This window comes from Microbacterium oxydans (assembly GCF_900095745.1).
Taxonomy (GTDB): domain Bacteria; phylum Actinomycetota; class Actinomycetes; order Actinomycetales; family Microbacteriaceae; genus Microbacterium; species Microbacterium oxydans_B.
In genome coordinates, this window is the sequence record NZ_FMIR01000005.1 from 1 (window position 1) to 11,613 (window position 11,613).

Annotated in this window: 9 protein-coding genes; 1 reads left to right on the plus strand and 8 read right to left on the minus strand. The window is 69.1% G+C overall.

The features are described 5' to 3' along the window. The first annotated feature begins 244 nt into the window (after positions 1 to 244). Positions 245 to 1,687 carry an APC family permease gene (locus BQ2383_RS00435; RefSeq protein ID WP_091027543.1) on the plus strand — a complete coding sequence of 481 codons (1,443 nt, stop codon included), beginning with the start codon at positions 245 to 247 and terminating at the stop codon, positions 1,685 to 1,687. A gap of 339 nt (positions 1,688 to 2,026) precedes the next feature. On the opposite strand, the gene BQ2383_RS00440 is transcribed toward BQ2383_RS00435, so the two are convergent. The 8 genes from BQ2383_RS00440 to BQ2383_RS00475 form a co-directional block, all read right to left on the minus strand. After that, the gene (locus BQ2383_RS00440; protein WP_244175829.1) at positions 2,027 to 4,180 is read right to left on the minus strand and encodes a peptidase C14; all 2,154 of its coding nucleotides are present in this window, start codon (positions 4,178 to 4,180) and stop codon (positions 2,027 to 2,029) included. Positions 4,181 to 4,289: 109 nt separating this feature from the next. Continuing rightward, positions 4,290 to 5,228, minus strand: a complete 939-nt coding sequence (locus BQ2383_RS00445; RefSeq protein WP_244175830.1) for a GNAT family N-acetyltransferase — start codon at positions 5,226 to 5,228, stop codon at positions 4,290 to 4,292. 13 nt (positions 5,229 to 5,241) lie between these two features. Continuing rightward, positions 5,242 to 6,267 (minus strand): hydroxyacid dehydrogenase, encoded by a 1,026-nt coding sequence (locus BQ2383_RS00450; RefSeq protein ID WP_091027544.1) that lies wholly within the window; start codon positions 6,265 to 6,267, stop codon positions 5,242 to 5,244. Next, a complete protein-coding gene (locus BQ2383_RS00455) occupies positions 6,264 to 7,325 on the minus strand; it encodes a dihydrodipicolinate synthase family protein (RefSeq protein WP_091027546.1) in 1,062 nt (353 codons plus the stop codon). The genes BQ2383_RS00450 and BQ2383_RS00455 overlap by 4 nt, the downstream gene beginning before the upstream one ends. Continuing rightward, positions 7,325 to 8,359 (minus strand): NAD-dependent epimerase/dehydratase family protein, encoded by a 1,035-nt coding sequence (locus tag BQ2383_RS00460; RefSeq protein WP_091027548.1) that lies wholly within the window; start codon positions 8,357 to 8,359, stop codon positions 7,325 to 7,327. The genes BQ2383_RS00455 and BQ2383_RS00460 overlap by 1 nt, the downstream gene beginning before the upstream one ends. Positions 8,360 to 8,378: 19 nt before the next feature. Then, positions 8,379 to 9,296 carry a carbohydrate ABC transporter permease gene (locus BQ2383_RS00465; RefSeq protein ID WP_029263159.1) on the minus strand — a complete coding sequence of 306 codons (918 nt, stop codon included), beginning with the start codon at positions 9,294 to 9,296 and terminating at the stop codon, positions 8,379 to 8,381. Continuing rightward, the gene (locus BQ2383_RS00470) at positions 9,293 to 10,198 is read right to left on the minus strand and encodes a carbohydrate ABC transporter permease (RefSeq protein ID WP_029263160.1); all 906 of its coding nucleotides are present in this window, start codon (positions 10,196 to 10,198) and stop codon (positions 9,293 to 9,295) included. Before BQ2383_RS00470 ends, BQ2383_RS00465 begins: the two co-directional genes overlap by 4 nt. 75 nt (positions 10,199 to 10,273) lie before the next feature. Next, entirely contained in the window at positions 10,274 to 11,515 is a 1,242-nt protein-coding gene (locus BQ2383_RS00475) for an ABC transporter substrate-binding protein (protein WP_091027550.1), read from the minus strand. Positions 11,516 to 11,613: the final 98 nt, after the last annotated feature.

Genomic DNA, 11,613 nt, shown 5'->3' on the forward strand with positions numbered 1-11,613 from the left:
ACCCCGCCCCCTCCCCCTTCGCTGAGTGCACGGCTTCCTGCCGAGTGCACGGCTTTCCCCCGCAAAGGGGCCGTGCACTCGCGAACATCCCGTGCACTCGCGGGCGAGGAAGGGGCGACGCGAACCCTGGCCATAAGTCCGATTGAGGAGCGACCGCCGCGAGCGTAACGTGTTACCGCTCAACCAGCTCAGCCATTCGCACGCCGCCCCCACCCGGGGCGCGCGGAACCTCAAGGAGGCAAGGATGCCCCGCACGAATCCGAAGAATCCGGCGTACTCCGTCTGGCGGCGCAAGCCGGTCGGCGACCTGACGGACGAGGCGGAGAGCAGTGGTCTCTTCAAATCCCTCGGACTGTGGCAGCTCACCGCGATCGGCGTCGGTGGCATCGTCGGAGTCGGGATCTTCTCGCTCGCCGGTCTCGTCGCACACGGCGACGCCACGAACCCCGGCGTCGGCCCCGCGGTCGTCATCTCGTTCCTCATCGCCGGACTGGCGTCTGCGGCGGCCGCACTCTCCTATGCCGAGTTCGCAGGGATGATCCCCCGTGCCGGATCGGCGTACAGCTACGGGTACGTCGCGCTCGGAGAGATCACCGGATGGTTCATCGGCTGGGATCTGCTCCTGGAGTACGTGGCCATCGTGGCCGTGGTCGCGATCGGGATCTCCGGCTATCTCGATGCGTTCCTCTCCGGCTTCGGCGTGCACCTGCCGACCGCGGTCACCGAGACGTTCGACCAGCCCGGCGGCGTCGTCAACATCCCGGCGATCCTGATCTGTCTGCTCGTGACGTTCCTCCTCAGCCGCGGCACCAAGACCTTCGGCCGGTTCGAGCTGGTGGCGGTCGGGATCAAGATCCTGCTGATCCTGTTCATCGTGGGGCTCGGCATCTTCTACATCAACACCGACAACTACACCCCGTTCATGCCCTCCGGGTTCGGCCCGGTCTTCACGGGCGCGGCGACGGTGTTCTTCGCGGTGTTCGGCTACGACGCGATGAGCACCGCCGCCGAGGAGGCGAAGGACGGGCGCAAGCACATGCCGAAGGCGATCATCCTGTCGCTGATCATCGCCATGCTGCTCTACGTCGCCGCGACACTGGTCCTGACCGGAATGCAGAACTACCAGGAGATCGACCCGAAGGCCGGCTTCGCCTCGGCGTTCTCGAGCGTCGGGCTGCCCGTCATCGCCTCGATCATCTCCGTGTTCGCGGTGCTGTCGATCCTCACGGTCATGCTCACGTTCCTGCTCGGCGCCACCCGCGTGTGGTTCTCGATGAGCCGCGATGGACTGCTCCCCGGCTGGTTCTCGAAGGTCGACGGCCGCGGTGTGCCGCAGCGGGTGACCTGGATCGCGGGCATCGGCTCCGCGTTCTTCGCCGGGATCTTCCCCATCCGCGCTGTGGCCGACCTGACGAACATCGGCATCCTGGCGGCGTTCGTCGTCGTATGCATCGCCGTCGTCGTGTTCCGGTACACGAAGCCGGAGGCTCCGCGCACCTTCCGGCTGCCGTTCATGCCGGTGGTTCCGATCGTCGGCGTCGGCTTCTCACTGTTCCTCATCTCGCAGCTGCACTGGGAGACCTGGCTGCGCTTCGGCGTCTGGCTCGTGATCGGACTCGTCGTCTACTTCGCCTACGGCCGCCGCCACTCGCTGATGAACCCCGACAGCCCCCGCCGCCCGCGCTGACGCCCTGTCGCCGCGGCCCGCGGCCCGCGGCCCGCTATGAAGGAGAACTCTCGTCCGCCGGCGCTCGTCGCGCAGCCCGCGGCCCGCTATGAAGGAGAACTCCCGTTATGAAGGACCAGGATCGGCAGATCCTCCTTCATAACGGGAGTTCTCCTTCATGTTGGGCGGCCGCGGTGTGCGGGCGCGAATTATGGGCGCTGCGCGGCCGCCGAGTGCACGACCTCCCGCCGAGTGCACGGCTTCTTCACGTCGAGAAGCCGTGCACTCGCGAGTAGCCCGTGCACTCGGCGACCGGGACGGGTGCGCGCGCGGGAGCGGGGACGGGACCGGGACCGGTTGTCAGACCACGAGGTTGGCGGTGTCGACGACGCGGTCGCCCTCGGCGGGGAAGGCCGTGCGGGTCACGCCCGACTCCACGTTGCCGGTATGCAGCAGGGTCGACGAGTCGCCGAACGCGGCATCCGCCAGCTCCAGCGCGCCGCCCTCGAAGCGGTTGCCGACCGCGCGGTAGTTCGTCGCCCCCTTCGTGACCGCGACGTGGGTGGATGATCCCTCGGCGCGGAAGCTGCTGTCGGACAGTGTCAGGTGCAGCTCGCCGTCGCCGGTCCGCGAGACACCGGTGCCGCCCTTGATCGACACATCCGAACCGGCGACCTCGACCACCTGGCGCTCACTCCGCGCCGCCTCGATGCGGGCGTTGCGCAGCGTCGCCCCCTCGAACCGCAGCTGCGCCGACGACGAGACGATCGGTGCCGCGTCATCCGCCGCGTTCAGGGTCGAGCCGCGGAACGTGACCGCACCCGAGCCCGCGATCTTCATGCCGCCCACGCGGTCGAGCACGGTGTCGACGAACGTGACTGGGGTCTTCACGGTGGCGTTGGTGAGCTCACCCGGAGCGACGAACGTGAAGTGCGAGTCGGCGATCACCGTCGGGCGCCCGGAGTTGTCCGACGCCTGCGTGATCACGAGCGTGTCGGATGCCGTGCACCCCCGCAGCTGCGCGCCGTCGGCATTGATCCACAGCATCCCGGAGCCGGCGAGCGACGGCTTGCCGATCACCTGCACGTCTTCGAGCGTGAGGTCGGTGATGCGCACGCGGGCGACGAACCACGAGCACACGTGCTTGCGCACCGTGATGCGCTTGGCCGCCGATCCCCAGGCCGCCCCCGAGTTCGCGAACGTCATGAGCCCCGAGTTGCCGGTGTAGGTGAGGTCGTGCTCATACTGGCCGTGCGTGACGAACGGCCCCTGGTCGTCGCCGTCGCCGTGGCAGTTCTCGACGAGGCAGTAGGCGCTCGCGGTGAAGTCATTCAGGTGCCGCGAGTTGGCGGTGTGGCAGTTGGCGACATATCCGTACAGGCAGTAGATCTGCTGCGTCAGGTAGCCGGCACCGCCCCAGGTGACCGAGGTGGGGTTCTTGAGCGTGCAGCTCACGGTCGAGTAGTACGTGTTCCAGCGGCGCTGGATGAGCGGCCAGAAGGTTCCCGTGCCGTCGATGTGGTCGACGTCGCAGCGCACCGCGTATTCGAAGGCGAGCGGGTGCGAGCCCGTGTACTCGTCCTTCCCGGTACCGAGGAACTTCAGGTTCGACACGGTCACGTCCTGCACCGGCACCACCCGGCGCCAGGTCATCGTGCGGTCCTTGCCGAGCGGCCAGCCGTTCTTGTAGTTGATGCGGATGTGCGTGCCGTCGACGATCTGCGTGACCTGCACGAGCCGCTGCAGCTCGCGCTCCCAGCGCCCGGCCAGCGCGTTCACCTCAGCGGCATACCAGTCGCCGACCGCGAAGAACGAGGAGTCGGCGACCGGGAAGACGTCGCCGAGGTCGGGGACCACCTCGTTCAGCCGCGCCTCGTGCACGGCATCCGTCACCTCGCCGCGGAAGAACATGACCGCGGCGAAGGGGTCGTCCTTGCCGGCGTTCTCGATGCCGACCGTCGTCATGAGGTGTCCGCCGAAGTCGAACGCGATGCGCGACCGCGAGAACTTGTGACGGCGCACGAAGTTCAGGTCGCTGTGCGCCTCGATGCGGTGGATGCTCGCATCGTTCACCATCGCGTCGAGCGCGTCGTCGGCGTTCACCTTCGCGTTCATCACGCCGAACATCCGGAAGTCGACGACGCCGTCGTGCAGGAGCAGCCAGGCACCGCCCTTCGGACCGGCGAGCACGGTACCGCCGTTCGCCGCCGGGGCATCCTTCTTCACGAACCGGTACAGCCCGTCGCCGCCGTCTCCGGCCGCCGCGTACCCGGTCGTGCGCACGAGGTCGCCGTCTTTGCCCTTGCGCTTCGCGAGCTCGGTCGCGGTGCCGCCGTTGGCGACGTTCGCCGAGCCCGACGAGCTCTGCGGTGCCACGGGTCCGGCGGCCTGCGCGGCCGTGGGCATGCCGACGGCGGCCACTCCACCGATCGCGGCAGCGCCGAATCCGGCGAGCAGCATGCGCCGACTGCGCAGCGCAGCCGTCTCGGTCTGGGTCATCTCCTGCGGGGTCATGCTCATCCTTCCGTGCGGCGTCATCGCCGCGGTCAGGCGTCCGGCCGTCCGGCCGAGCCGCATCATCCGATCGATCCCCAGTCCCCAGTGCCGTTCTCCGAGCCCGTGCTCAGAAGTAGTCGCCCGCCGTGAAGTGGCGGATGCCGTGCAGTCGCGCCGCGCGCCGCAGCGGGCGGATCATCCCGGTGCGGTCGTCCTGCCGCACGGCCTCGGGTGCGAACGCACGCAGCGCGCGGTCCTCTTCCGGGAGGGCGGGCACGGCGAGCTCGCACGACGTCACCCCGGCGGATGCCCAGTCCACCGCGACGGCCGAGAGCAGGTCATCACGCACACCGTCGGCATCCGGAAGCACGGCGCTCTCCAGGAGCATGCCGACCGCACCGAGACGCTCGGCGATCGCGTAGCCGACCACGCTCGATCCCTCGATCCGGCGATACAGAGTGGCGCCTCGCAGCCGTACCTCGGCCATCGCCCAGTCCCGATCACCGCGCACCGGCGCCAGGACCAGGACGGACCGTGAACCTTCGTAGACCTCGCGCAGCGGGCGGAGACTCCCGAGCCCAACGGATTCGCGCACCACGCGACCGTCGGCTCCGGCAGGCGTCGCAGCGCGCCAGGGCCCGGCCACGGTCCGCGCCATCGAGAACGTCTCGAACCCGCTGGAGCGGTACACCTCGGGGGTGCCGGTGAACAGCAGTGCCCAGTCGGCGTCGCCCGCCGCCTGCAGGGTCGCGGCGACCAGCCGGCGTGCGAGTCCCTGCCCCCGTGCCCGCTCGGCGACCGCGACACTGCCGATGGCGTGCACCGCGGCGATCCCGCCGTCGGATTCCCGGAGCCGCTTGGGCAGTCCGTAGATCGACCCGCAGAGGCCCTCGTCATCTTCGGCCACCCGCGTGTGCGCGAGCCGTTCGTCGTCGACGAGCCACTGGTCGGGAGCGAGCGGGGGCGTGAACGCCGTCGCCCACAGCGCGGCGAGCGCCTGCTGGTCCGTGGCGCGGGCGGCACGGATCGTCGCCGCGCTCACGATGCCCGCGCGGCGGCCGCGCATCCCGCCGGCCCGGTCATGCCATCGAAGACAGCTGGTCGCGGGAGATGGTGTGAGTGAGGGTGCGCCCCTCCGCGAAGGCTTCGACCTCGTCGACGACGATCCGCCCCTGACGCCGGCGTCCCTGGCTCGTGCCGGCCGCCCGGTGCGGGGTGACCAGCACGCCGGGCAACGAGCGGAACGGACTGTCCGCGGCGAACGGCTCCTCGTCGAACACGTCGATCGCGGCGCTCAGTCGACCGCTCCGCACTTCGTCGATCAACGCAGACTCGTCGACCAGCCACGAGCGTGCCGTGTTCACGAGCCCCGCGCCGTCGCGCAGGAGTGCGAGCTCGCGGCGGCCGATCAGGTGATGCGTCTCGGGCAGGGTCGGCGCGTGCACGGCGACGATCTGCGCACGCTGCAGCGCCTCGTCGAGGGAGACCAGCTCGGCCCCGAGCCCCGCGGCGGCGGCCGCATCGAGAGTCGGGTCCACCAGCAGCGGTTCGGCCCCGAGCGCACAGATCAGCTCGAGATACGCCCGTCCGGTGCGGGAGGCACCGATCACCGCGATGGGAGTGCCGAGGATCTCGCGCTGCACGCCCGCGGCATCCGCGTCGTACCAGCCATCGTCGGCGCGCAGGGCGTTGTGCATCTCGGGCACCCGGTGCAGCAGCGCGAGCGTGAACGTCAACGACACCTCGGCGACGGGCCGCGCCATGCCCGCACCCGCCTGGGTCACGACGACACCGCGATCGAACAGCGCATCCGTCGCGAAGGGCTTGATCGTGGCGCCGGTGTGCGCGATGAGTTCGAGCGTCGGCAGCGAGGCGAGCACCGCCGCGTCGAAGGGGCCGACGCCCCAGCTCGTGATCACGATGCGCGCCTCGGCGAGCTCCGCATCGGACAGCCGATCCACCCGGACGAACGACCCGCCCAGACCGGCGGCGACCGCCTGCAGCCGCTCCGCATCCTCACCCGAGAAGAACTCCGCGAAGAGCTCCTCGGAGACGACCGCGACCACGGTCGGCACCGCCGTTCCCACGCTCGCCGCCGCGCTCATCGCAACCAGGCCTCGAGGTTCTCGGCGATGAAGGCGTCGTCGTTCAGGTCGGGGTACGCGTGGCGCACCCGCTCGATCTCCTCCGCCTGGCCGGGCGACAGCCCCTCTGCGGGGTCGAGGCACCAGGTGCCGTCGAGCAGCCCCTGCTGGCGGAGCATCTCGTGCACGCCCGCGATCACTCCCTGGAAGTCGTTGCCCGGGTCGAACACGGCCTGGTTGACGTCGACCATGTCGGAGGCGACGAGCCCCAGGTCGCGGTACGCCTTCTCGTCTCCGGCCATCGCGCGCTGCGCGCGTTCGAGCAGCGCGACCGCGGCCCGCGTGCCGACCGCCCATTGGCCGAGCAGTCCGCCGACGAAGCGCAGCGTGCGTGCACCGGAGGGCGACTCCACATGGAACTCGGAGAGCAGGTCGGCGACGATCGCGTCGTCGTTGCCGGTGTAGAGCGCGATCTCATCGGCGCGGCCCGAGGCGGCCACCCCGCGCACCAGCTCCAGCGTGCGGTATCGGTCGAAGGGCGCAGCCTTGACGGCGACGACGGCCGGGATCGACGCGAACTCGCGCCAGAAGTCCCGGTCGAGCACAGGGCCGCCGATCGCGGTCTGCAGGTAGAAGCCGACCACCGGCAGCACCTCGCCCACGGCGCGGGCGCGTTCGAGCAGGGCCCGCTCGTCGGCGCCGGCCACGCGCGGGCTCACCAGCACGGCGTCGTAGCCCAGCCCGCGGGCGAGCTCGGCCTCGGCGACCGCCTGGGCGGTGCCGCCGGCGACGCCGGCGATGCGCACCACGTCGGCACTCGCCCGCGCATCCAACTCCTCCGCGGCGAGCGCGAGCACGGGTTCGAACAGGGCGTGCTCGGGATCGCGGATCTCGAACTGGGTCGTGTGCACCCCGACGGCGATGCCCCCGGCACCCGCGTCGAGGTAGTAGCGGGTGAGCGCGCGCTGGCGACGCTCGTCGATGCGCCGCTCGGCGGTGAGGGCGAGCGGATGCGCCGGGATCACGGCACCGCGGGCGAGGGTGGCCGCGGCTTCCGGTCGCAGGGTGGGAACGGTCATCAGAACTTCCCGTCGCGGACTGCCCACTTGGTCGGCTTGGCGATCATCGGGAGGCCCTTCTCGATCCAGTCGGCCTGCAGCCCGATCAGGGTCTCGGCCGAGACAGCCGGGTAGCCGAACAACGCCATGCACCGGCGGGCGTCGCTGAGCAGCGCGGTGGGCTGCGGCTCGTCGACGATCTCGACCTCGCGGTCGAAGAGGGTGCCGAAGCGCCGGGCGATCGAGTCGACGCTCAGCAGCTCGGGCCCGGTGAGGTTGATCGTGAACGGGGCGGTCGAGGCGTGCACGAGGCTGCGCAGCACGACTTCGTTCGCGTAGCCCTGCCAGATCACGTTGACGTTGGCGGTGGCGACCGAGACGGGCTGCCCCGCGTGCACGGCGCTGCCGATGTCGGCGAGCACGCCATAGCGCAGGTCGACCGCGTAGTTGAGGCGGATGATCGCGACCTTGGTGCCGCGCTCCTGCGCCCCGAACTCGAACACGCGCTCGCGACCGAGGCACGACTGCGCATACTCGCCGATGGGTGCCGGCTGCACTTCTTCGGCTGCTCCGCCCGAGGAGGCAGGCAGGAAGGGGTAGACGTTGCCGGTGGAGAGCACCGAGATGGCGCTGTCGCGGTAGCGGCGGGCGACGCGGTCGGGCAGGGCGGCGTTGACCTCCCATGCCCAGGAGGCGTTGGTCGCGGCGCCGAACTTCGCCCCGACCATGAACACCACGTTGGGAGCATCCGGCAGCGCGGTGAAGTCGTCGTTCTCGATCAGGTCGAACGGGACGACCTTCACGCCCGCGGCCTCGAGGCGCTCGCGGATCACGGCATCGCCGAAGCGCGAGACCGCGTACACGGCGTCGTCCTGGCGGCCGGCGGCATCCATCCCGCGGCGCGCGAGCATCGCCAGGGTCGGGCCCATCTTGCCGCCCGCCCCGAGGATCACGAGGTCGCCCGCCCCGCGTGCGAGGTCGTCGATCAGGCCGGCGCTCGGTGTGGCGAGCGCCTCCTCGAGATCGGCCTCTGAAGTGAAATTGTGCTGAGTCATGTGGTGCTTTCCCTTCTTCTCAGCCCTTGATGCCCGTACCGGCCACACCCTCCTGCACGTACCGCTGAGCGATGAGGTACGCGAGGAAGATGGGCAGCAGCGCCACGACGGATCCGGCGAGCATGGTGCTCAGCGGGACGTTCTGCTGCTGCAGCGACGAGATGCCGACGGTGAGTGTGAACATCGCGTTGGACTTCGCGATGATGAGCGGCCACAGGAAATCGTTCCAGTGCCACAGGAAGACGAAGATGCCGAGGGTCGCCAGGATCGGCTTGCACAGCGGCAGCACGATCCGCAGGAAGATGCGGAACTCACCCGCGCCGTCGATGCGGGCGGCCTCGAACAGCTCGTCAGGGAGGCCCGAGATGAACTGCCGCATCAGGAACACGGCCTGCGCGTTCGCGAGCGACGGCAGGATCAGGCCCCAGTATGTGTCGACGCCGCCGAGGTTCGCCATGAGGATGAACGTCGGGATGAGGGTGACGTGGAACGGGACCATCACCATCGCGAGGAACGACCAGAACATCACCTCCTTGCCGCGGAACCGCTTCTTGGCGAAGGCGTAGCCGGCGAGCGCCGAGAGGAACAGCACGGCGACGACCGAGACGAGCGAGTAGATGAGCGTGTTGCCGAGCCAGCCGAGGATGTTCTGCCCGGCGAGCACCTGCTCGTAGGCCTCGAACGAGATGTCCTGGAAAGGCAGCAGCGAGCCGGGGAGCTCGACGACCATGCCCGGCTTCAGGCTCAGCACGACCATCGCGTAGAAGGGGAAGAAGCTGAGGATGCCGGCCAGGCTCAGCCAGATCCATCGCCCGACGATCCCCCACCCGGTCGGCTGGAGCGCGCGGTAGGCGCGGCGCTGCTTGGTCGACATCTTCGGCGGCATGACCGGCGACTGCGTCGGCGGCTGTGTCGGAGGCTGCAACAGAGCGGTCATTTCTGCTTTCCGATCACCAGGCGCTGGATGAGCGCGACGACGAGGGTCATGATGAACAGGGCCACGCCGATGGCGGCCGCGTAGCCGTAATCGAAGTAGCGGAAGCCCTGGTCGTAGAGCATGTAGACGAGCGAGTAGCTGGCGTTGGCCGGCCCGCCCTGGGTCATCACGTAGATGACGTCGAAGACCTGGAACGCGGCGGTCGTCTCGATCACCGCGAGGAAGAAGAAGGTCGGGCGCAGCACCGGCATGATGATGTACCGGAACCGCTGCCAGGCGTTGGCGCCGTCGACCAGCGCGGCCTCTTCGAGCTCGCGCGGCACGTCCTGCAGCGCGGCGATGAGGATCATCATCCCGTAGCCGAATCGCGACCAGACGCCGACGACGACGATGGCCGGGATGACGAGCACGGTGCTGCCCAGCCAGGAGCCGCCGAGCCCCAGCGGGGTCATCAGTGCCGACCACGGACCGTTGGCGGAGAAGATCCAGACGAAGATCGAGCCGGCCAGCACGAGCGAGGTGATGACGGGGAGGAAGAAGATCGAGCGGAAGAAGCGTGCGCCCCGGAAGGCGCGGCGCACGCCGAGCGCCATCACGGTGGAGAGCACGAGTGCGATCGGCACCGCGAACACGGTGTAGATCAGCGTGGTGCCCATCGCCCGCCAGAACAGCGGGTCGGCGATCATGCGCTGGAAGTGGTCGAGCCCGCGCCACGAGATCTCGCCGGTGATGTCGTAGTCGAAGAAGCTCAGGGCGACGCCGACGATGCTGGGGCCGAAGCGGAAGGCGATGAAGAGGAGGAACGCGGGGAGCACGAACAGGAACGCGATGCGTGCCTCTCGCCGTGCGAGCACCCGTGCGACCCGCCCTGCGGGCCTCTTGGCCGTGGTTGCCGTCGTCATCAGTGATTCCTCACGTGGGGGAGTGAAGGGAACGGGGGCGTGCGGAGTTCGGGCTCCGCACGCCCCCGGTGCTGCTTACTTCTTGATGAGCGGTGCCGCGGCAGTCGCTGCATCCTTCAGAGCATCCTCCGGGGACTTGTCCCCGAGCAATGCCGCCTGGATCTCGGGAGCGAGCACACCCATCAGCGCACGCGACGAGGCGTTGAGCTCGCCGACCGTGGTGTCGGGCACGTACTTCTCGACCTCGCCGAGCAGCGGGTCATCCGCGTACAGCGGCTCGGTGGTGCTGAGCGCCGAGAAGAAGCCGGCGGCCTTCAGGTACGGCTCGATGACGTCGGCGCCGGTCGCGTACTCCGCGAACTTCGCCGCGGCATCCTGCGCCTTGGAGCCCTTGAGCACCGAGAGCGAGCCGACCGTGCCGTAGGCGACGGTCTCCTTCTCGGTCAGCGGTGCGAGGACCTTGACGTTCTCCTCGCCCCAGAAGGGCAGGACCTCGGGGACCGCGTTGTTCCACGTGCAGGCGACCTTGCCCTGAGCGACGGCCGTCTGCTCGAGCGGGACGTTGGTGGTGAGGGCCTCGGGGTCGAGCGCTCCGGCATCGGCCAGGTCGGTGAGGAACGTGAGCGCCTTCTCGCCTTCCTTGCTGTCGAACCCGATGTCGCCGTCCTTCGTGTAGACCTCGCCACCGGCCTGCCACAGCAGCGGGTAGTAGGTGAGGTTCAGGGTGTTCTCGGCGGATGCCGGGTAGTTGAGGGCGTACATGCCCTTCTCCGTGAACTTCGGGGCCATCTCGGCGATGTCGTCCCACGTCTCGGGGTATTCGGTGACGCCGGCGGCCTCGAACGCAGCCGCGTTGCACAGGAGGGGCTGGGCGCTGGTGAGCAGCGGAGCCCCGAGGATGTCGCCGTCGAGCGTGACCGACTTCTTCACGTTCGGCAGCAGGTCGCCCTGACGCTCTTCGCTCAGCAGGTCGTTGAGCGGCGCGATGGACTTCTGGTACGCGGCGAGCTGGTCGGGGATGAGGTAGACGACGTCGGGACCCTTGCCGGCGGCGATCGCCGTCTGGAGGGCCTCGTCGCGGTTGGCCCACGGGAAGATCTCGTACTTGACGTTGATGTTCTCGTTCTTCTTCTCGAAGTCGGCGATCGTCGAGTCCCAGAAGTCCTTGTGCACCGCCTCGTCGGCGATGACCGGGTAGAGCCAGACCGTGATGTCCTGCTCACCCTCTGCGGTGTTGCCTCCGCCGGCCGAACATCCGGCCAACAGGGTGGCGGCCGCGACTCCCGCGGCGACGCCGATGAACTTGCTGACGCGCATGGTGCTCCTTTGCTTGAACCGTGCTGAGTACGGTTCATTATGACACTGGGATGGGATAATTCGTCAAGTACAAGTTCCCAGACGGTTGTTTCAGGCGT

What these genes read in the sequence shown, in the direction of transcription:
- BQ2383_RS00465 (WP_029263159.1), bottom strand. Translation starts at nt 9,296, where the DNA reads ATGACCGCTCTGTTGCAGCCTCCGACACAGCCGCCGACGCAGTCGCCG.
- BQ2383_RS00450 (WP_091027544.1), bottom strand. Translation starts at nt 6,267, where the DNA reads ATGAGCGCGGCGGCGAGCGTGGGAACGGCGGTGCCGACCGTGGTCGCG.
- BQ2383_RS00445 (WP_244175830.1), bottom strand. Translation starts at nt 5,228, where the DNA reads ATGCGCGGCCGCCGCGCGGGCATCGTGAGCGCGGCGACGATCCGTGCC.
- BQ2383_RS00460 (WP_091027548.1), bottom strand. Translation starts at nt 8,359, where the DNA reads ATGACTCAGCACAATTTCACTTCAGAGGCCGATCTCGAGGAGGCGCTC.
- BQ2383_RS00470 (WP_029263160.1), bottom strand. Translation starts at nt 10,198, where the DNA reads ATGACGACGGCAACCACGGCCAAGAGGCCCGCAGGGCGGGTCGCACGG.
- BQ2383_RS00435 (WP_091027543.1), top strand. Translation starts at nt 245, where the DNA reads ATGCCCCGCACGAATCCGAAGAATCCGGCGTACTCCGTCTGGCGGCGC.
- BQ2383_RS00475 (WP_091027550.1), bottom strand. Translation starts at nt 11,515, where the DNA reads ATGCGCGTCAGCAAGTTCATCGGCGTCGCCGCGGGAGTCGCGGCCGCC.
- BQ2383_RS00455 (WP_091027546.1), bottom strand. Translation starts at nt 7,325, where the DNA reads ATGACCGTTCCCACCCTGCGACCGGAAGCCGCGGCCACCCTCGCCCGC.
- BQ2383_RS00440 (WP_244175829.1), bottom strand. Translation starts at nt 4,180, where the DNA reads ATGACCCCGCAGGAGATGACCCAGACCGAGACGGCTGCGCTGCGCAGT.